This is a genomic window from Paenibacillus sp. JT31N17, assembly GCF_056269255.1.
This window is the reverse complement of record NZ_JBWDNP010000024.1, coordinates 1-21,446: the sequence shown is the minus strand read 5'-3', so window position 1 is coordinate 21,446 and position 21,446 is coordinate 1. Positions and strand designations below refer to the sequence as shown.

Here is a 21,446-nt window from a genome sequence, read left to right as displayed (position 1 = left end):
AATTTATATATTAAAGAGCCGTCCGTTTAGGGCGGCTTTTTCTGTATGGTTTGGTGGACTTATAGTGCGTACAGCAGGTGTGAAATAGACTATGTAGCGTCTTCCGAGAGATAGTCATAAGGTAAATGGAGGGAGTAATGATCAAAGCTTTTGGCTTCATTCGGAGTCATCACGCGAATTTTCCCAAGTGGATCAATGAAGTCCTTTAAATTAGAAGTTACGATTAAATCAACCCCGAACTGCAGTGCAGTTGCCATAATTGGATAATCGTAAGGATCACCCATGATGCCAAGTTCTTGAACAGGATGACGCAGCCGCCGTTCAATGAAGGCTTGTCCAAAATCGGGCCAGCCGTATTCATGCTCAATCAATTGACGATAAATTTCCTTGTAATCATTACCTTGGGGCCACGAGACGGTGTTCAGGAAAGTCATATAATCTAAATTGAAAGTTCAAGATAAGGGCCTAATAAATATAAAATATCTTCATGATTCAAATATAAGGATTGTTTGTTTTTCTGTACACTACCAGCACGGAGGATGGCATAAAATTCTCCTTGGACTGCTTTTGGCACGATCAGTTCAATGAATCCCTGATTCTGTTGATCGATAAGATCGTCCAGATAGTCCAGCAAAGTTACAGATCCAAAAAGGAAGGCTGAGACGAAAACGTTTGTGTCCCATAAAATCCGGATAAGCGGTCCTTCCAGAGGCTCATCCGGTTTTCGGTTTACAGCAGGGTTAGATCTCATTGGGGATCCTCATTATTTCGGAATACATCGCTTGGATTTTTCAGGGTAATCTCCGCATCCTCCCCGAAAAGCTGTTTGCGGCGTTGAATAAATTCCTCACGCCGTGAGTTTTTCTCTTTAAACTGTTCCTTCGGGATACGATATCCCCGCCCACCGGGCGAAGGTTCAAAAAAATCGATTTTTCGTTCTTGTATCCACTTATATACTGCTTGCGGCGTTACGTTAAAACGTTTGGCTACTTCTGCTACAGAGTAACAATCATCAGTAGGCATTGGCTTGCGAAGCTTAGAGGAAAGAACTACACGCCGAGCATGTAAAACCGAATATGAAGAGTGCTTAAGCTGCAGCATCAGGTCTTCAAGTTCAGTCGCGGTCAAAGTGACGGTTACACTTCCTTTAGAATTTGCTTCCGGCATCACCTTCTGCAGTTTTTCCAACACTTTGGTTTGCATTGATTTCACCTCCAAAAAGTTCTCCTTAATAAGTATATCACTATTCAACTTATTCAACCATAAGACAACTTATTCAACTGAAGAGTAAATTGATTTAATCGTGTTTGATACTCTTGACAGTGAAAAGGGCGGAAATCTGAAGAAGAGTAGCCTTCGCCTTTGTTCTCCGAATTTAACAGCTAAGTAACAAAGCTCTCCACAGACAACCGTGGAGAGCTTTGCACCGAAGTATCTCTTAATCTGGCTACCCTAAGACCCTTCGGCAAGTGGAGCAAGCGGCTAACACCCGCTTGCTCCACTTGCGGGTACCGTAAGACGTTCCCGCCTGCGAAGCCAGGTTTCTTACCGGACTTCCGTCCCTCATTCCGGAATCACAAACGAAACCATCGTCCCCGCCCCCACTTGGCTCTGAATCTTCAACCCCTGACCATACCGCTGCGTCAACCGCCGGTTCGTATTCAACAGCCCGATCCCGCCCTTAGGCCTTCTATCGTGATCAAGCAGCCTATTGACCTCTTCTTCGTCCATGCCCCTGCCGTCATCCTTGATCTCGAAGAGTACGGAGCCCGTCTGGCGGGTGATCCGGATGTGCACGGTGCCGTTTCGGCTGCTTCGGCGCAGTCCATGCTGGACGGCATTCTCTACCAATGGCTGCACCGTGAGCGGCGGCAGGAGCAGGTCAATATCCGGCTCAACCTCCCACACCACGGACAATTTCTCTCCGAAACGCTCCTGCTCGATATACAGATAAGCGCGGACAAGCTCCAGCTCGTGGGAAAGCATGACCAGCTGCTCTGCATTCAGAGAGTCAATGCCGATCCGCAAATACGAGATAAAGGCATCTCCGAGCCTGCGCATTTTCTCGGTGTCGATTTCGCTTAAGGCCATGATTGAATTCAATGTATTGAACAGAAAATGAGGATGGATCTGCGCCTGCAGGTACGCGGCCTCCATACGCAGGCTCTCATTGATCGACTGCTTCAATGTCGTGAGCGACCAGACGCGGTATTTGAGCTCCAGCGAATCAACGGGCTTGGCGACGTAATCATTGGCTCCCGACAGGAAGCCGGCATAGATGTCCTCCGGCTGGTTGCGCGCGGTCAGAAGCAGAATCGGCAGCTCCGATATCGTGAAGCGCTCCCGTACAGTGCGCGTCAGCTCATAGCCGGACATATGCGGCATCATGACGTCGGCGATCAGCAGGTCCCACTGCTCGGTTCCGAGCAGGTCCAGTGCTTCATGGCCGGACATAACGGTCCGGATATGATAAGGATCCGAGGAGAAGATGCGGACCAGCACCTTCAGGTTGACCGGATCGTCATCCACCACGAGAATGTTCAGATTCCCGGCAGCGGAGGAACGCAGCGCAGCAGGAAGCGCGTCCTTCATGACGGCTGATTCTGCCGACGCTGCAGCCTCCGGGATGAGCAGCCGGACGGCCGCTTCCTCATACTCGATATTTCCTTGAACGGACCTTTGCCGGGAAGACGAGATATTCGAATTCTCGGCCAATGGAAGCGTGAAGCTGAACACGGTGCCTTCTCCAGGGGTGGACCGGACCGTCAGCTCTCCGCCAAGCAGCTCGACAAGCTGCCTGCAAATACTTAAGCCAAGCCCGATGCCGCCGCCGCTTGTTCCCTGCTGTCCCTGCTCGTAGGGCAGAAATATACGCTCCTGGGTCTCCTCATCCATGCCGGACCCGGTGTCGCTGACATGGATTATAGCCTGGCCGTCTATCACCTCGGACGTTATGGAAATCATTCCTTCATCGGTGTATTTGATCGCGTTATGCAGCAGATTGAACAGAATTTGTATAAGTCTGCTCTCATCGGCCAGAACGAAAGGCATGGATTCCGGAATGTCCAGCTTCAACCGGACGGGCGTGCCCTCGGTCATGAATTCGAGCATGTCGATGACGCCTGAAGTGACCGACTGGATGCAGAGCGGCTCCGGCTCGATGACGATCTGCTTATCCTGCAGCCGGACGACGTCAAGCAGATCGTTAAGCATCCGCGACATCCGGCGGCTGATGGTAACGAGCAGTTCCATATCCCTGAAGCTTTTTTCGCCTATGGCATGCTTCTCGTTGGTTATGACGGTCTGGGCGATGTTGATAATGCCATGCAGCGGGGTTCGCAGCTCATGCGACGTATTGGCAAGAAACTGATCCTTCAGTTTGTTCGCCGCCTGCAATTGCTCATTAAGCTTGATGTTCTCCGCAGTATTGCGGAAATACCGCTTGAACCAGTAGGCCGAGAACCCGACAATGGCGGCAATGATATCGATCGGGTAATAAATGCTGTTGGACGTGCCTTCATGGACGATTGAACCCCAGATGACACTGGATAAGATGCTGGCCGCGGCGAACAGGAGAAACACGGCGTCCTTATGATTATGGATTACCATGCGTCCGATCAGGCAGAAGAACCAGACCACTGGAAAAATATAAAGGACGGCAAATATTCTGGCATCGGTTGTGTAATAAACGAACGGTGCAGACATGGGGACGAGACTCGCCGAATAAAGGCCAAGTGCGGTTATATACGCATAGAACAGCTTGCCCCGTCCGGTATTTCCGGAGAAACTCCTGCCCATCAGCAGCAGGAAGAAGGAGAGCCACATATACGAGAGCAGCCTGATTTTCAAAGCCCAGGTGTAATTAACAGGGAACCAGGTGAGCAGCAGCAAATCATGGTCGGCGATAATGGAAATACCAACGGTGACAAGCATCATGAAAAAAACGAGAAATGCCTTCTGGCGGATGTTGAACACAAACAGAATGAGGGCATACAAACCATGCAGCAGCAAAATGACAAAGGTCACAAGCTGGAATCCGATGGAGTACCAGTGCTCCGAGTCTATAGCTGCCTGCGAGCCGAAGCGGATGGATCTGGCAATCCCTCCATGAGTCGGGTTATCGAAGTTGGCCGCCCGTATAAGCAGTTCAATGCTCTCCTGATTGCCAGCCTCGTAAGATACGGTGTAATTAGCGACTCCCATCGGCTTGTAGTCTTCTGCCCGCGCCGCCAGCTTGCCGAATTCCGTCGCCTCCTGGCCATTGATCTCCACCTGGGACGAGGTCTGGATTTCCGGAACCGAGATTTCATAAGGCTGATCCAGGGGATCGACCAGAATACGCAGCCTGTACGTTCCGTAGCCGAACGACGAGTGGCCGTCTTGAGGAAAAGCCTCGCTCCAATCGCCCGGCACCTGCACGAATGAGCGCTTGCCGTCGAATTGGCGCTGAGGGTCTGTATGTGTGATTAAGGCATCAGGGTAAAACTCCCATTCGCCGTCCAGCGTGATTGGACTGGAATTCCCGAAGTCCCAGCCGCGCAAATCCAGCACGCCTTGCTCCGCGCGGGGATGCTCCGGCGTGCTGAGCGCGTACGACCACAGCAATCTCAGGCCAATAAGAACGGCGAGAGATAGAAGGATAACAGCTGCAAATTTCAGCATAGGCTTGCGTCGATTCTTCATCATAGTTCGTTTAAATTCGACATGACAGCTGCATTTCCTTTTCCAGCGGATTACGTTTCGTTCAATCACAAAATGGGAATGACGGCTTCTTCTGTCCGGATCCTGAAACAATGCCGGAAGCTGACGGAGGTTGTCAGGGAAATATCATCAGGAGCGGATATAATGATAGCAGAAGGCCAATTTGTTATTGGCAGGAGAGGTGACGAGAATGGGATTTGAGATCATTGAAGCGACCATTGCGGATATTCAGGCGGCGCTGGCATCCGGTGAGTTGACCTCCAGGCAGCTGGTGCTGCTGTACATGAACAGGATCGCGGATCATGACAAGAATGGCTTGACGCTTAATTCCGTGCTGGAGATTAATCCCGACGCCCTGTTCATCGCGGATGCCCTGGATGCGGAGCGGCTAAGGGGCGAATCCCGTGGGCCGCTGCATGGCATTCCCATCTTATTGAAGGATAACATCAATACAGGGGACAAAATGCATACGAGCGCCGGCTCGCTTGCCCTGGCGAATTCTTATGCCGCGGAGGATGCCTTCATCGTGAAGAAGCTCCGGGAAGCGGGAGCCATCATAATGGGCAAGGCCAACATGACGGAGTTCGCCAATATGATGACAGAAGGGATGCCGTCCGGTTACAGCTCGCGCGGCGGTCAAGTGCTCAATCCGTACAATATCTCCACGCCGACCGGCGGCTCCAGCGCCGGCTCGGGTGTTGCGGTAGCGGCGAACTTCTGCGCGGCGTCGATCGGGACGGAGACGTCCGGTTCGATTCTGAATCCGGGCAATCTGAGCTCGACGGTCGGGATCAAACCCACGGTGGGGCTGATCAGCCGCACCGGAATACTTCCACTGTCCAACTCGCAGGATACCGCCGGGCCTATGGCCCGAACGGTGAAGGACGCCGTACTGCTGCTGCAGGGAATTATCGGATTCGATGCAGAGGATGCGGCAATGGGCGGGGGGATCGGCAGGCAGCACGCGGATTATACGGCTTTTCTGGATAAGAACGGGCTGAAAGGCGCGAGAATCGGCATTCCCCGGGATTATTATTTTGAGGAATTGACGGACGAGCAGCTCGGCATCTTCAACCGTGCGGTGGAGATTATGAAGGAATTGGGTGCGGTTATCGTGGACCCGGCGGATATTAAGACGGCAAGGAGCATCGTCTATTCCACGGTGATTCTCAATGAATTCAAAGCCTCGCTTAATTCGTATCTGGCCAAGCTTGGCCCTCACGCTCCGATGCACACGCTGAAGGATATTATCGAATTCAATAATCAACACCCTATGGAAACGTTGAAATACGGCCAGAAGACGCTTATCGATACGGAATACACGACCTCGGGCACCTTGACCGAAGCCCGGTACATCCGGGATCGTACGACAGACCTCAGGCTCTGCAAGGATGAGGGGATCGATGCGACGATGAGGGAGCATCATTTGGACGCGCTTCTGTTTCCCGCTGATTTCGGCTCCAGAATCACTTCCCGCGCGGGATACCCGTCAATCGTCGTTCCGGCCGGCTACACGCAGGCAGGTCCGCCGTTCGGGGTCACTTTCTCGGCACGGGCCTATGAGGAGCCGGTGCTGATCAGGCTGGCTTATGCTTTCGAGCAGCATACGAAGTTCCGCAAAGCGCCGTCATTGAAGAGCTATATCGAATAAAAGAGGTTAAGAAGAATAAACTTTGCTGCCCAGTGTGACGGTATAGGTAGTTTCCTCTCCTCGGAAATAAGGGAAATGGATAGGCGTACGTACTGCCTGTCATTTGTTATCGTTCCAATTAATCAGGCTGCAACAGTTCTTTCGACAAGTGACAAGCGGTTAGCCCGCTTATAACATCCCACGTATATCGGAAAATAGTTTCGCATGCGAAATCCATCTTTTTCACCAGACTCTTAGAAGCACAGGGGTATTCCAAAAAGCCGTTCATCCGGCTGAAGGATAGCCCTGTTTGCTTTGCCAACTATCCTTGTATAATGCCCAGCCTGCTATTTTACGCTTTTCTCCGAAGCGCAATCTAATCTAACAAGAGAATGACATGCAAAACAATTTGCGGCAAATTAATGCATGTTTGTTTTTCGGGACTACTCAGTTGAAATCGCCTTCATTTTGTTGGGAATAAAAAATAGTCATAATCGGGGCTTTACTGCGCTTAGAGAGCTGTTATCAAGAAAATTGCCGCAAATATAAATAATTTATAGCCAAAAATGTTTGACAATAACGTAAATTTGCATTACTATCAAAACATGCTTAAGTGTTGGTTAGCTTACCTGACATCAAACCCGCAGTATAAATTGGCGCAAAATTCATGACAACGGAGTGTGCACGCATGGGAAAGATAAGAATGGCATTTATTGGTGTCGGCGATATGGGCTCGCACCACTGCATCGGCTTTGATCTGCTGGACGAGTGCGAGGTCCGGTACATATGCGATATGAACGAAGCGAATGTAGCCCGAACGCTGGCGGAGCTTGCGAACAGCAAGCCGGTCATCTGCACGGATTACCGCGAGCTGCTGGATAAAGAGGATCTGGATGCGGTCGTCATCAGCGTCCCTAACTACAAGCACAGAGAGGTAGCGGTCGCCTTTCTGGAGGCGGGCAAGCATGTTTTCCTGGAAAAGCCTGTCGCCCACACGCTGGAGGATTGCGATGCGATCATTGAAGCCGCAGAGAAGCATGAACGGATCCTTCAGATCGGTCTCGTCTACCGCTACTCCAACCTGTACCGCCGGATGGCGAAGGAAGTGGAGAATGGACGGCTTGGCGATGTGAAGCTGATGTGGTGCAAGGAATTCCGCGATCCTTTTCCGCCGACGGACTGGTTCTATGACAAGAGCAAGTCGGGCGGAGCCATCGTCGAGAAGGACTGCCATCATTTCGATATTTTCAACTGGATGATCAAGGCCAATCCCGTCCGCGTATTCGCTTCAGGCGGGCAGCATGTCATGAAGCAGGGACAGGAGAATCTGATCACCAACTCCTACAGCCATTATCCCGCCAAGACGATTTCCGATACGTCCATCGTCGATCATGCCTTCATTACGGTCGATTACGATAACGGAAGCAAAGCGAATTTAGGCCTCTGCATGTATTTGAAACCAAGAAATCTGATGGGCGAAGGGCTTGAGATCGGCCTGATCGGAGAGAACGGCGGACAGATGGTGGCGAGGAACGACAAGGCGATCGACATCGTGGGCGGAGCGGATTTTACAAGAGAGCATCTGGATATGGATGTGACCTCGGACTCCATCATGGGCGGCCATACCGGCGGCCAGACCCAGCGGATTGATTTTATCAAATGCATCACAGAGGGCAAGCAGCCGTTTGCGACAGGGCAAGTGGGCAGAAACGCCTTGATGATTGCCTTGGCCGCAGAGAAATCCATACTGGAAGAACGGTATGTATATTTGGATGAGCTATCCAATTAAGGGGTGTCATGATGAATAGGTTGAGGAAATATGACACATTGTTATTTTTCTTGTTTATTATGCCGTGGATTATCGGCTTCATCACCTTTTTCCTGATTCCGTTCGGAACCTCAATCTTCTATGCGTTCACGGATGCCAAGCTTCCTGGCGCGGTCCATTACAATTTTATCGGCTTCGATAATTTCGCTCACATGATCGACGATCCGATCTTCATGAAAAGTCTCTTTAATACGCTGTATTTCGTTGTGCTGGGTGTGCCGATTGTGACGGCTGGCATGCTGCTGCTGGCGATGCTGCTTAATTTCAACGTTAAAGGTATTGCCATATTCCGTACATTTTATTATCTGCCTACGCTGGTGCCGATCGTGGCGACGGTCATTATCTGGAGGCTGGTGTTCAACTCGGAGTTCGGCATACTCAATGCAGGGCTTGGCCTTCTTGGAATTGACAAGATCGATTGGCTTGGCGGAGAGCATACGATTAAACCGGTCATCATTTTGCTGCAGGTATGGATATCCGGAAGCGGCGTGCTGATTTTCCTGGCGGCACTCAAGAATGTTCCGAGTCATCTGTATGAAGCGGCCGAAATTGACGGAGCGGACAGAGTCCGCAAATTTTTCTCCATTACGCTTCCCATGATCAGCCCGTCCATTCTGTTCGTCGTCATTATTCAGACCATGTACAATTTTCAAATGTTTACAGAGGCCCTGCTGCTGTCCAAGGGCGGACCGAATTACGCTTCGTACACGTTCGTGTACAACATTTATAAATCCGCTTTCACGGATCTGAAGTTCAGCATGGCGATGTCACAGTCTATTTTCCTGTTTGCCGTTATCGCATTGGTCACCTTGGTGCTGATGAAATTATCCAACCGGTTTGTTTATTACGAGGGTGAGAAATAGGGGGGAACAACTATGAATGGTGGACACAAGAGCGGCGCCGCTGGAACCGTATTGAAATATTTCCTGCTATGCGCGGTCTTCCTGCTGTTTGCGGGGCCGCTGGCCTGGATGCTCTCAACCATGATGAAGACCAAAGCCGAGACTTATAAGGTTCCTCCCGCGCTGCTGCCGGAGCAGTTTACCTTCGAAGCGTTCGAGCGATTATTCGCCATACAGCCCTTGATGTGGAAGTGGATTCAGAATTCGTTCACAATATCGATCTTCGTCGCGGCGGGGGCTGTCATCTCCAGTTCCATAGTCGCTTATGGATTCTCAAGATTCCGGACAAAATACCGGGACAGGCTGTTTCCGATTGTACTGATCACCTTGATGATTCCTCCTTCCATCATGATGATTCCGTCGTATGTTTTATTCGCGAAGCTGGGATGGATCGATACCTGGCTGCCACTGATCGTCCCCGCCTGGCTGGGGGGAGCGTATTATATTTTCCTGTTCCGGCAGTTCTTCCTGACGATACCGCAGGAGCTGGATGAGGCGACTTATCTCGACGGCGGCAATCGATGGACTGTCTATGCCAGAGTCATCATGCCCTTATCCAAACCGATCATCATTACGACGATCATCTTCGCTTTCGTCAACTCCTGGCTCGATTTCCTCGGTCCGTTCCTGTATATCAAGAACAGTGAATTGTTCACGCTCAGCGTGGGGCTGCAGCTCTTGATCGGACAGACCAGCCAGGATTTCCCGGCGCTCGCCGCCGGAGCCTTCATAAGCATCATCCCGATCGGCCTGCTCTACTTCTTCGCGCAACGGTATATCGTTGAGGGGGTGGTGCTTACGGGCTCCAAGGGATAGCTCGAATTGCCGGATAGTATATAGGGTGGTTAAGGAAAAAAACTAACTCCGCCGCCAAAAGGACGGCGATGCCGTTTCTTCTTAGGCTGAGGCTCCTGCTTGTTTTCTACATTATGTTAAAGGGGAACTGACTATGAAAACGAAGAGCAAATGGTTGTTCAGCGCTATGATTCTGGTGTTAACGATGGCAATTGTCATAACGGGATGCGGAAAAAGCAACAACACCGGCGGTGAAACAAATTCGGCCAATAATCCTGGAACGGGAGGGAGCAGCAATGCCCCATCCGATGAGCCCGTAACGATCACGTACTCCCAGTGGGGAACAGCCGAGGAGCTGCAGCGTACGCAGGAGCTGCTGGATAAGTTCACGGCAGCCAATCCGAACATCACCGTCAAGCTCGAAGGCAAGGACTGGGCCAGCTATTGGGATGGTCTGACGGCCAACGCTGCGGGCGGAACGCTGCCGGATGTTCTGAAAACAAGCTATGCGTATATTGATAAATATGCTGACCTCGGAATTTTCAAAGAATTGGACGGCCTGCTGTCCGAGAACTCATTCGATCTTAGCAATATCGATGACAGCCTGCTTGGCCTGCATAAGTATCAGGACAAGCAGGTATCGCTCCCGATCGATGCCAATGTTATTGTATGGTACTACAACAAGGCGCTGTTCGCGGATCCTAAAACAAATCCGAAGGGTGCGGCTGTTCCTACCCTGGAGCCGACCTGGGATGAGATTGTCGATATCGCGACCAAGATGACGCTGGACAAGAACGGCAAAAGCGCTGACGATCCCGGCTTTGACGCCAAAAATATCGTGCAGTGGGGCTTGTCCTTGTCCCCCGGCTCTTCGATGGACTGGTTCCTGGAGCCGGAATTGTGGTCGAATGGAGCCAAGCTGGTCAATGACGACGATACGCTTGCGCTTGATACGCCTGAAGCGCAGGAAGTGCTGAATTTCTTCATCGATCTGACCAAGAACAAGAAGATCAACACCACACCTGCCCAAATCGAGGGACTTGGCGGCGATGTGAACCTGACGCTCACGACCGGCAAGGTCGCGATGAATCCGGGCGGCAGCTGGAACACCACCAACTACCAGGAAGCCAAAATCGATTACGGCATTACGTTCCTGCCTAAATTCAAAACGAACCAAACCGTTGTTCAGCCAGCCGGACTTGCGATCAGCTCGAGCACCAAGCATGAAGAGGCTGCCTACAAATTGCTAGCCTGGCTGGCCGGTCCTGACGGACAGACGGAGCTTGCGAAGCAGGGCTATTCCATTCCGGCCAACAAAGCGGCAGCGGATGCCTATGTTCAAACCGTGGGAGAAGCGAACAAGATCTTCCTCGACGCCCAGCAGTACGGCATTGTTTCGCCATTCACCACCAAGAAGACCGACCTTGTATGGACTTACGGCGAGCAAGCCTTGAAGCTTCCGCTCTCTGGCGAAGGCGACCTTCAGGCGGCGCTTAAGGATTTGGCTTCGAAAATGCAATAGTGCAGCAGCGTTGAAACCAGGAAATTCGTATAAGCCAAATACAGGACAAGCGTGATCGCGCTTGTCCTGTATTTTTCCGTATGGAAGACGGCATTAACGGTATCTTTACTGGGAACGTCCTTTAAATTCTTGACTTACTCCTGCAAGAACTATAAAATTAGATTTGCCGCAAATTTTTGTTGAGCGATTAATAATTGCCCCAATAAAGTCCGGGCTCGGTTCTATTAGATATGGTTTTGTGAAAAGAGGAATGGGAGAATGGCTAAACTGAAAGATATCGCGGAGCGGGTAGGTGTATCCATTTCAACCGTTTCACGGGTTATGAAGAACGATACCAACCGTTCGGTGAGCGATGAGACACGCAAAAAAATATGGGAAACCGCTGAACAAATTGGCTACAAAACATCCCGCCCGGCCAAGATAAAGAAAAATGAGCCCAAAGGCACGTATCATATTGGCTGCGTTGTGGCGATGCCTCAGAACAAATATAACAATCCGTATTTCTCGGTTATTTTGGAAGGAATTGAGAAGGCGCTTACCGAAGCGGGAATGCGTCTTGAATTTGTATACAGCATTGAGAAGCAGTCGGATATCGAGCAGCTGAAGTCGCTTGTGAAGGAGCATCGGATCGACGGCATGCTTGTGGTCGAGCGTATCGACGGAGAGGCTTATCAATGGATCAAGGCCAATGTGCGGAATATTGTCGGGGTGGATATATCGGATAAGGATGTGCCGGTTGTCAGCTATGACCGCGCCGCCGCAGCGAAGGAAGCCGTCAACCATCTGATTGAGCAGGGCCACCGGCAAATTGCGTATATCGGAGGAGCGGAGCTCGACGATAATTTCCGCGATGAGAAGCGTTTCCTCGGCTATCGGAGCGCGATGCAGGAGGCGGGTCTGACGGTCCACGATAACTGGGTTATCGATGTGAAATGGGATGTTTCCTTGAGCTATGAGCTGACGAAGCAGGCGTTTGAGAATAGCGCGCATACGCCGACCGCTATTTTTGCCGCGAGCGATATGATGGCCATTGCCGCGATGCGCGCCGCCACGGAACGCGAGCTCAAAATTCCGGATGATATCGCTTTTTTTGGCGTTGATAATATTGAAATTTCGGAATTCACCTCGCCGCCTTTGTCGACCATTCATGTGCCCAAGCTGGAAATGGGCATGTTCGCCGCCAAGCTGCTGCTGGATTATATGGAAAATCAGTATCCCATCCCAGTCAAAATGATTATCCCCTACAAAATGATGCTCAGACATTCCACAAGAAGCAAAATAGAACGCGATGCCCGACAAATGGCATTCGAACAAAGAGCAAACAAATAAGAAATCCCCTCAGCCCATGATCGACAGGGCGGGGGGATTTGTCGTTTCTAACGTTGCAGGAAGGATAAGCTTTTCGTCGACTGCGCCAAAGGATGGCGATATCCGTTACGCCTCAGCCTTTATGATCATAACGCTCGAAAATCTCCAGCAGCACATTTTTGGCCGTATTGAGATCGCGCGAATCGCGATTTTTCAGCATGGATAAAATCTCCTTGAGGCGGGACTCGCTTTCCGCAAGATCCTCGTATTCCCGGACATAGGAGAATAAATCAGAAACGCCAACGCGGAGCGCGACTGCGATTTTTTCGAGATTAAGAATGGAGATGTTTCGTTCCGCTCTTTCAATAAACCCGATATAACTGGAATTAAACCCGGCCAATTCGGCCAGAGCCTCCTGGGATAATCCTTTGGATTTTCGAATGTCCCGGATTCTCGCGCCCACCAGCTTAAGGATTTCCGACATAATGACTACACCTCTCTTCTGCTAAAAGTGTAGTGAAATATAGCAAGCTTCATAACATACCGATAATAAGTTTTTTGGATAAACAACTACTATACGGTAATAAAATGGTGTATAATGACAGGACATGACGGAATAATCTTACTTTTTCCGACTTCGAAAAGAGGCTGGCATGGCAGAGCGACTGGATGAATCGTCCGTATTGTCCCACAGCTTGTTGTTGAATCCTCAATACTGGCATGACACCTCCCGGCGATATATGGAGAGCGCGCTTATTTTCTGGAATAACGGAATGGCGGAGCAAAGCCTGACGGTTGCGGTTATGGCTGTTAATGCCATGCTGCGGGCTTACTGCCTGAAGGTGGACGGGAAGCTCCCGGCTGCTGCTTCGCCGTCTCTCGACGATGTTCTGATCAGTCATGTCCAAATCCTCACAGGCGTAAACGTGAATATTGAGCTGCTTTCTAAATTCGGCTATCTGCCCGGTCATGGAATGACCCATCAGCTATCGCAGGAGCAGGCTAGAGCTGTATTGGAGCAAATCGATGAGTACCTGCTGCGGCTGTCACCAGATGCAGCCGCTGCGGGCGCTGAGCCGTACAGCCTGGTTTTTGCAGAGTATCGGCACGGTTAAGCCTGAGCTGAAGCAAGTCCTGGGCGGGGAACCCTGGGCTTGACGGATGATACTATCCGGCTAAAGAACGAGAGGCCTCATTCCAAACAGGAATGAGGTCTTATTTTTGCTGCCTTTCTTTTACCTTCCCTTCGATTGGGGTAATCATTAGTATTTGCTCATATTGGCTTGGCCGTATTGCAAAAAAGCATACAATAGTGGGCATAAGCTGCTGTGAAGGGAGGAGAGCATAACGAATACCATCTGGCAAATCCGCACCGGAATCCGGGATTGGCTGGAGGCGGTTTACCGGTTATGTAAAGGCTGGATCGCGAGGTATCCCTTGATCCGTACGGCATATACGGTTTTTTCATGGATTTCGCTGGCCGTGCTTGTGCTCAGCCTGATTTTCTTCGAAGAATCCCGCAAGATGATGGTCCAGTATTTATGGTCTTTTTATGTACTGCTGCAGTTCTGGGTCTTGTGCCGGGGCAAAACGCTGCCATGGAAACCGGCTGCTGCGTTCGTAATGGCGGGTGCCCTCTTGGTGGTGCCGTTTACGGCCCTTACGGTCAATACTGTTCATGCGGTTATCGGGGGGAGAACCTCGGACACCTGGTCGATGGCGGTTCTGACACCGGTCGTGGAGGAAGCGTGGAAGCTGATTCCACTGGGAATCTTTTTGCTATTCTCGCGGCGTGCCTCGGCCCTCAGCCTGAGCGATTATACGCTGATTGGAGCCGCATCCGGCACGGGGTTTCAGCTTGTGGAGGAGCTGTCCCGCCGCTGGGCTAACTCCGGGATCATCTCGGACACTTACGGCTACAGCTATACCATGTTCGGCGGGGAGACGATCCATTGGGATTTCTGGACGCTGTTTCCGGGACGCTTCGAGGAGAGCTTCCTGCCATCCATGATGACGGTCAGCCATCCCGTACATACGGCCATGATCGCTCTCGGCTGCGGCATTGCCTACCGTCTCCGGACCAGGCTGAACAAGTGGATTTTCGTGTTTCCCGGGCTGCTTCTGCTATGGGCGATCCTGGATCATGCCGCCTATAATGGTCAATACGGGCTGCCGGGCTGGTTGCTGCATATCCACGATTGGACTGGCAGCGGCTACAAGACGAAGGACGTATTTCTGCTGATGCTGGCAGGTTCGCTGGTCGCCGATTATTGGACGCTTAACCAGGTACGGAGCAAGCTCCCGCTGCTTGCGCAGGAGTCCATCATCAACCCATTCTCCGAAATATGGAATATGGGCGAAGCGCTCTTCCGAAGGCGCGGCAGGTTCGCTTATCTGATGGGATTCTACCGGGAGCGGCGGGAGCTTGGCTTCATTTTACGCTATGGCAATGAGGAAGCGGCAGGCAGAGAAGACCGGGTCCGGGAACGGATGAAAATATTCCTCGGGGCGGCGGCGGGGCTTGCAGTAGTGCTGCTTGCAGCGGGGTTGTGGGCAGGAATGGAGGCGTATGCTTCGGGAGGCTCGGGTGATGCCTGCTTCGCTTGTCTGTTCGATTCCCTGCAGAACTGGTGGGACCGTCTGAGCGGATTCGAGAAAGGCGCGATTATACTGGGGGCGCTTGCGCTGTCCCTGCTGTTCTTCGAGTTCTGGCCGGCGCTCGGCATTGCGCTGACGATTCCCGGCATTGCCGGAAGCGGGCATGAGATTGCCAGCGATATCCGCAATCCCAAGCGGCTGCTGACGCCTGAGAATGCCATCGCCGCAGGTCTGGCCATCCTGCTTAGCCGGATTCCGTTTGGCAAAGCCCTCGAATGGGCGGCGAAGAAAGGGCGCAAGCCGATACAACGCATCCTCGACAAGCTCAAGCGGCGGAAGCCTGACGGGCATGAACCGGAACAACCTCCGAAGAAAGACGGTGCCGGAGGCCATAAAACCGATGATCCTGAGCAGGATAAAGGCAACGGTGAAAATAAATCCGACGAAGAGAAGGACGATACAACCGCAGCGGCAGGGAAATCGTATCATGAGGTCGAAATTGTCGACCAACGTGGCAACCCGGTCGGCGAGTTCGATGGAATCGATTTGGATAAGGGTATTTTCATTGAAGACAAGACAGCCAAGGGGCTGGATATTATCAATCCAAGGACCGGCCTGCCGGCCCAGACGCCGCAGCAGTTCGCCGATAAACAAATCCTGGCGAAGACCCGCAACCGCATATTGAATATGCAAACCAAAGCGGTCGCTACCCGTCCCACTGCGCATGGTTCAGCGGAGGTGCCGTCACTTGAGGAGATCAAATCGATCCGTCAATTCGTTTTCCGGCTGGATGGCGATACGCCTGCGCTCAGAAGCGCCGTGGAGAACAGTCTGAACCAGCTGAGGACGGAATTTCCGGATCATACATTCAACGTTCTGTTTAGGGGGAAACCATAATGTCCATTAGCGCTTTTATACCTGAGCCTGAAAATGAATTCGAGCGTTTCTTTAACGTGCCGGTCGCAACCGAGGCTTTTTTCCAGGAATGCTGGGAGCCTGCCGTGAAGGAGCTCGGGCTGCAGTGGGTGCCTGTCTTCTCATCCGGCATCGATATTACCAAAGAGGACCTGCCTGCCGTGCTGGATGAGCTGGAGCGCTTGAAGCAGTGGGCCGAGCAGGAGCTGAGCGGAGAGCGCCGCGGACAAATGCTTGTCCGGATTGAACGCCTTGCGGCAGAGCTGCCGAAGGCGCTGGAGCGGGATGGGGCCGTTGTGTTTATTGGGTGAGTTGGGGGATGACAGGCGACTGCGGAACAGATATTCAAAAGAGCGCATACCTAGAAAATGGGAGAAGCGTTTCATTGGTAAATATTTTCAATAGTAAATAATGAAGAAGCGTTGGCCGATGAGGTGCCAACGCTTCTTTTTTTGAATTTGGGATTAGCTTTTGAAACAAAGGATCTCGCAAGGAAATAACGGGCTGAAACAGCCGCTCTGTTCCAGTCTCATACTTCAAGAGACACGGGTTACTGGCGATTTTCCTAACTCCTGATTCATAGCAGCCTTCTTCTCGAAATTAGGAATAATTCTTGAGGAAATAAAAGCGACAATCGGTACGGTCAATACAACGCCAAAGCAACCGGTTATTCCTTGAATCACTTCAATGGTTACCATATTCATATTAAGCAACTGGGTAAGGGGCGCTTTAATCGCATATAGGATCATGAGCGAAGCGAGGGTCGTTCCTGTAAGGGCAAGGATCAACGTATTCGCCATTGTGCCCATCATGTCGCGTCCCACATTGATACCTGATTTAAACAATGCCTGCTTGCTCAGCTTAGGATCCGTCGTATAAACCTCATAAATGGATGCGGCAATGGAGATGCCCACATCAATAATGGCGCCAAGGGAGGAGAGTAGTATTCCTGCGAACAGCAGCCCTCCGAGTTGGAGTCCGGTCTCATCGGCAACGACGACCAAGACTTCGACCTCTGCGGTATTATAGCCTGAAATATGGGCTAAATTTCCGGCAATAAAAGCAATAATCCCCGAAATCGCCACTCCGCTAATAGTGCCTAATATAGCTGCCAACGATCTCGAACTCCAACCGTTCAATAACAGCAATGTGATACAAGTGGCAAGGATAACGACCAACACGGATGCAAGAACCGGAGAATAGCCCCTATATAACATCGGGATAAATAAATAAACAACGCAAGCAAAAGTGAATATGATGCCCAGAACCGACATCAAGCCTTTCTTTCCGCCAATCCACCACAGAACCCCGAAGAACAGCAAAGCCATCCCATACATAATAGGTGCCCGATAATAACTGTAAACCGTTATCAAATAGTACGTGGGGTCAGCAGTGTCAATGTTTACAATCAGGGTCTGCCCTTTTTTAGCAATAACGTTTAGATATACGCTCACATTGTTTGTAATGGTATGAACTTCACCTTTATGCTCACCGGACAGAATTTTAAGCTCTATCTCCTGGGAACCGGTATAAAAATTCCCTCTTTCCGGATCCTTTTGTAAATTTTCGCTGACAATCTTCAATACTTTTGCTTTTTCATATTTTTTGTTAGATGAACTGCCTTGATCATTATACTTTGGCTCGGGAGATTGATTGAAAGCATACATTGATCCGGATATGAGCAGCAATATGGCAATGAAAAGAATGACTCTGACTTTTTTTGATGCTAACATATCTTAACCTCCATGAAGTTTGTGACCCAAATCAGTACGATTGATTATACCAATAAAGCCTATTTTTTGGACTTGCTTTACATAAACAACACAATGACATCTCTTTTCAGTTGATTAGATTTAGAAGATAGTATTTAAGAGGCGTGATTTTCTTAAGAAAGCTATTCAGGAGGACATGAAGATGATGACAAGATGGATTCTGTTGGTTGCAGCATCGTTAGCTCTGTTTGGATTATGGGTGCCGGTTACAATGGCCCATGACAATAACAGCTTAGCCTATTCGGATATTACATTTGAAAATGGCGCCATTAAATATGTATTGAAGATAGATATGTACGATCTGAGAGCAGCGACGGCTCCGGATGATCCTGATATAGCTTCAACAGCTCCAGAGGTTTTGGACCGCTTCGTCAACAATTCGCGGGAATCAGTAGAAGCCTATATGCTTTCCAAAATCCAGTTATATTCAGATGATTTGCCGCTTAAGGGAAAGCTGACCAAGCTTTCTCATATAGAGAAGGAGAACGAGGTTCAACCATTTGCCGAAGCGGAGCTGTCGTACCCGGTAAGGAATATCCCGAAGGATTTTGTTTTGGATTATGATCTGGTTTTTGAAAGTGATCAATGGCATGTTAACTATGTGTCGATAAACCTTGGAGATTTGAAAAAAGAAGCCGTAATTGTGAACGAACTCCGGGAGCTACAAGTAGGTCAAATGAGCTTCCAATATGCGATCCAGCATTTTTTCCTGATCGGTCTGGAGCATTGGTTAACCGCAGTTGAAGCTATTTTGCTCCTATTGGCTCTTATTATAGGAAGCAAAACGATAAAGCAGACCCTTGCGGTTGTGGCTGTGTTTGCCGCAGCGCATTCTTTAACCTTGATCTTGGCTGGCTTGCACGTTATATCGTTGCCTGATCGATTTGTCGAATCGGTCATCCCCCTGAGTGTTCTGTATGTGGCATTGAACACCCTGTTCAACAAGAATATGAAGTATCATATATGGCTGGCTGGCCTTTTTGGTTTAATCCACGGGTTCGGGTTTGCTGGAGTATTGTCAGGGATGAGAGAGGACGGCGGGCATTCTGTCTCTTCTCTAGTAGCCTATAATGCGGGGATTGAAGCCGGTTTGATAATTATTGCGCTGATCCTTTATCTCGTAATCTATTATTTACGCAAGCTCCAGCGGGTGATTCCGGGAATCCTTACAGCAACTGCGCTTTTCGGATTGGTCTGGTTTATTATGAAAGCCTATTTGTAAAACCAATTTCCTGCCGTTTTCCACAAATGAGGGCAGTCAAAATGTTGCCACATTTACATAATTTTCATGTAATTGAACATTTCATTTTACAAACTTAGGCTATATTGATGCAGTTGCTCTTATGGGTGAGACACCCGGGCAAACATTATTTAAGAGGTGATTTTTTTAATGTTGAAGAGATTCAGTCAGAAGGAGCAAAGAGTTTACAAGATTAGTATAATGGCTCTGTCATTGCTGCTTGTCATATCTCTGCTCCCGTCGAGAATCCCGGGCTTTAATAACAAGCTTAGTCCGGTAAACGTCGTCCAAGCTGATGCAGTTCCTTACTCTGTCAAGGACATCGCGCTTAATACTGGTGCAGATGAGACAAAACTGAATTTTACTTGGTATACACCCGGTCAACCGGCTGCCAGTATTGTTCAGATGGCTAAAAAATCAGATATGACTGGAACTGACTTTCCCACTGCCAACGCTGTGACAGTAACAGGAACGGCAACTACAGCAGCGACAGTTACAGGAGTAGTCTATTATTCCAATAAGGCAACTGCTATCAACCTTGCTCCAAAAACTCAATATGTATACCGTGTAGGTGACGGCAACGATGCCAACTGGAGCCCGGTTTACGATTATGCCACTCAAGATCCGACAAACTACACCATCATGTTTGTAGGAGATCCGCAAATTGGCGCTTCAGGCAGTGTGCCCAATGATACAGCAGGCTGGACGAATACGTTGAACCAAGCGGTCAGCAAATTCCCCAACTTCAGCTTTATCATGTCTGCAGGGGACCAAATTGAAACTAACAGCAGCGAAGCGCAGTATGATGCCTTTGAAAGCCCTGCGGTTCTTAGAAACCTGCCTATGGCAACAGCTGTTGGTAATCACGACACCAATGTGAATTACAAATATCACTTTAATGTTCCTAATGAATCAACGCTGGGCGCGACCAATGCTAGCGGTGACTACTACTACACCTATGGCGATACCTTGTTCATGGTATTGAATACCAACAATATGAACGGTGCCGAGCATGGCAAATTCATGGAAGACACAGTTGCTGCAGTTCCAGACACCAAATGGAGAATCGTAACGTTTCACCATGATATCTATGGAGCTGGTCCACACTCAACGGAAACAGCAATTACCGGCTTAAGACAAGCTTTGTTTCCATTCTTCGATAAACTGGATGTAGACATGATCTTTATGGGTCATGATCACTCTTACGTTAGAACATTTGTTATGAACGGTGACAATCTCCAAGGAAGACAGCTTGTTGACAGTCAAGGAAGAGATGTTAACCCGACAGGTTCAACCTACGTTACAGCGAACTCGGCGAGCGGAAGTAAGTATTATGAATTGCAAACAACGCCGGAAGTATATTCCGAAGTCAGAATGCAGCTTCATACACCAACCTTCTCCTCCATCAGCGTTACCCCGACCAGCATTACGGTTGACACTTTCCGGTCGGATACATTGGAAAAACTTGATACTTATGGTTTGGTTAAAGAGCCAGAGAAAGTAAAAGTGTATGCTAAAGCAAATCAACAAGACGATGCAACTGCAAACGTTGATTATTACTACGCAATGAGCAATGCTACCGCAGTACAGAAACTGGATACAACATTCAATTACGACAGCACAAAAATCAAGTATGTAGGTGCGGAACTGGTAACAGCAGATACTGGTGATTTCGCTGCTACTGAAGTGAGCCCTGGAGTGGTAAACATCAAGGCTGACCTTGACGAAGCAATCCGCTTTGAAGAGTATGACACGTATAAGGATGTCATCAAGCTTTCTTTTGAGCTTGTAGATAAGCAAAATCCTGTAACAGCAACTTTAGATCTTGGAGAGTCTGCCCTTACTACCCTAAACAAACATAGTGATGTAGCATCCACTGTAGAAGTGAGTAAGGCTGATGTTACGGTCGGAGTTCCAACCACCGGAGTTGTGCTGGATAAAACCACGCTCAATTTAACAGAAGGCGACACAGCAAACCTGACCGCAACGGTACAACCAACGAACGCTACGAACAAATCGGTGAGCTGGAGCACAAGCAACGCATCGGTTGCCACGGTAGATTCGACGGGTAAAGTAACGGCAGTATCGGCAGGAACAGCCACGATTAAGGTAACGACAACGAACGGCAGTTTCGAAGCAACAAGCGCGGTGACAGTAACCGCTGGAACTACAACCGTTCCGGTAACCGGAGTTGTGCTGGATAAAACCACGCTCAATTTAACGGAAGGTGACACA

General features: G+C 49.8%; 17 protein-coding genes. 11 read left to right on the top strand and 6 right to left on the bottom strand.

Features of this window, described 5'->3' with window-relative positions; genetic code table 11:
- Positions 1 to 89 precede the first annotated feature (89 nt).
- From AC0YOB_RS36110 to AC0YOB_RS36095, 4 genes are all read right to left on the bottom strand, one after another.
- Complete coding sequence (locus AC0YOB_RS36110; RefSeq protein WP_475796911.1) at positions 90 to 371, bottom strand: hypothetical protein; 282 nt, start codon at positions 369 to 371, stop codon at positions 90 to 92.
- A 68-nt stretch (positions 372 to 439) separates the two neighbouring features.
- Positions 440 to 751, bottom strand: coding sequence for a hypothetical protein (locus AC0YOB_RS36105; RefSeq protein WP_475796910.1), 312 nt, complete (start codon positions 749 to 751; stop codon positions 440 to 442).
- On the bottom strand, positions 748 to 1,203 hold the full coding sequence (locus AC0YOB_RS36100; protein ID WP_475796909.1) for a helix-turn-helix domain-containing protein: 456 nt from the start codon (positions 1,201 to 1,203) through the stop codon (positions 748 to 750). Before AC0YOB_RS36100 ends, AC0YOB_RS36105 begins: the two co-directional genes overlap by 4 nt.
- A gap of 360 nt (positions 1,204 to 1,563) precedes the next feature.
- Positions 1,564 to 4,686 carry a hybrid sensor histidine kinase/response regulator gene (locus AC0YOB_RS36095; protein WP_475796908.1) on the bottom strand — a complete coding sequence of 1,041 codons (3,123 nt, stop codon included), beginning with the start codon at positions 4,684 to 4,686 and terminating at the stop codon, positions 1,564 to 1,566.
- 205 nt (positions 4,687 to 4,891) lie between these two features.
- Between AC0YOB_RS36095 and AC0YOB_RS36090 the strand changes: the two genes are divergently transcribed.
- The 6 genes from AC0YOB_RS36090 to AC0YOB_RS36065 all read left to right on the top strand — a co-directional run bounded on the left by AC0YOB_RS36090 (position 4,892) and on the right by AC0YOB_RS36065 (position 12,707).
- Positions 4,892 to 6,352 (top strand): amidase family protein, encoded by a 1,461-nt coding sequence (locus AC0YOB_RS36090; protein ID WP_475796907.1) that lies wholly within the window; start codon positions 4,892 to 4,894, stop codon positions 6,350 to 6,352.
- A gap of 667 nt (positions 6,353 to 7,019) precedes the next feature.
- Complete coding sequence (locus AC0YOB_RS36085; RefSeq protein WP_210038650.1) at positions 7,020 to 8,120, top strand: Gfo/Idh/MocA family protein; 1,101 nt, start codon at positions 7,020 to 7,022, stop codon at positions 8,118 to 8,120.
- 11 nt (positions 8,121 to 8,131) lie between these two features.
- Positions 8,132 to 9,022: a carbohydrate ABC transporter permease gene (locus tag AC0YOB_RS36080; protein ID WP_475796906.1), complete on the top strand. Its 891-nt coding sequence runs from the start codon at positions 8,132 to 8,134 to the stop codon at positions 9,020 to 9,022.
- A 12-nt stretch (positions 9,023 to 9,034) separates the two neighbouring features.
- Complete coding sequence (locus AC0YOB_RS36075) at positions 9,035 to 9,877, top strand: carbohydrate ABC transporter permease (protein ID WP_475796905.1); 843 nt, start codon at positions 9,035 to 9,037, stop codon at positions 9,875 to 9,877.
- A gap of 133 nt (positions 9,878 to 10,010) precedes the next feature.
- On the top strand, positions 10,011 to 11,378 hold the full coding sequence (locus AC0YOB_RS36070) for an ABC transporter substrate-binding protein (protein ID WP_475796904.1): 1,368 nt from the start codon (positions 10,011 to 10,013) through the stop codon (positions 11,376 to 11,378).
- A 258-nt stretch (positions 11,379 to 11,636) separates the two neighbouring features.
- Complete coding sequence (locus AC0YOB_RS36065; RefSeq protein ID WP_475796903.1) at positions 11,637 to 12,707, top strand: LacI family DNA-binding transcriptional regulator; 1,071 nt, start codon at positions 11,637 to 11,639, stop codon at positions 12,705 to 12,707.
- 112 nt (positions 12,708 to 12,819) lie between these two features.
- Here the strand turns inward: AC0YOB_RS36065 and AC0YOB_RS36060 are convergent, their stop codons facing one another.
- Positions 12,820 to 13,170, bottom strand: a complete 351-nt coding sequence (locus tag AC0YOB_RS36060; RefSeq protein ID WP_475796902.1) for a helix-turn-helix domain-containing protein — start codon at positions 13,168 to 13,170, stop codon at positions 12,820 to 12,822.
- 169 nt (positions 13,171 to 13,339) lie between these two features.
- Between AC0YOB_RS36060 and AC0YOB_RS36055 the strand changes: the two genes are divergently transcribed.
- The 3 genes from AC0YOB_RS36055 to AC0YOB_RS36045 all read left to right on the top strand — a co-directional run bounded on the left by AC0YOB_RS36055 (position 13,340) and on the right by AC0YOB_RS36045 (position 16,510).
- Positions 13,340 to 13,801 carry a hypothetical protein gene (locus AC0YOB_RS36055; RefSeq protein WP_475796901.1) on the top strand — a complete coding sequence of 154 codons (462 nt, stop codon included), beginning with the start codon at positions 13,340 to 13,342 and terminating at the stop codon, positions 13,799 to 13,801.
- A gap of 322 nt (positions 13,802 to 14,123) precedes the next feature.
- A complete protein-coding gene (locus AC0YOB_RS36050; protein WP_475796900.1) occupies positions 14,124 to 16,181 on the top strand; it encodes a PrsW family intramembrane metalloprotease in 2,058 nt (685 codons plus the stop codon).
- Positions 16,181 to 16,510: a hypothetical protein gene (locus AC0YOB_RS36045; protein WP_475790724.1), complete on the top strand. Its 330-nt coding sequence runs from the start codon at positions 16,181 to 16,183 to the stop codon at positions 16,508 to 16,510. Before AC0YOB_RS36050 ends, AC0YOB_RS36045 begins: the two co-directional genes overlap by 1 nt.
- A 225-nt stretch (positions 16,511 to 16,735) precedes the next feature.
- Here the strand turns inward: AC0YOB_RS36045 and AC0YOB_RS36040 are convergent, their stop codons facing one another.
- Positions 16,736 to 17,932 (bottom strand): YibE/F family protein, encoded by a 1,197-nt coding sequence (locus tag AC0YOB_RS36040; RefSeq protein ID WP_475796899.1) that lies wholly within the window; start codon positions 17,930 to 17,932, stop codon positions 16,736 to 16,738.
- 181 nt (positions 17,933 to 18,113) lie between these two features.
- Between AC0YOB_RS36040 and AC0YOB_RS36035 the strand changes: the two genes are divergently transcribed.
- Positions 18,114 to 19,193, top strand: a complete 1,080-nt coding sequence (locus tag AC0YOB_RS36035) for a HupE/UreJ family protein (protein WP_475796898.1) — start codon at positions 18,114 to 18,116, stop codon at positions 19,191 to 19,193.
- Positions 19,194 to 19,361: 168 nt separating this feature from the next.
- Positions 19,362 to 21,446 (top strand): Ig-like domain-containing protein (locus AC0YOB_RS36030; RefSeq protein ID WP_475796897.1); only part of this gene is annotated, 2,085 nt, incomplete at its 3' end.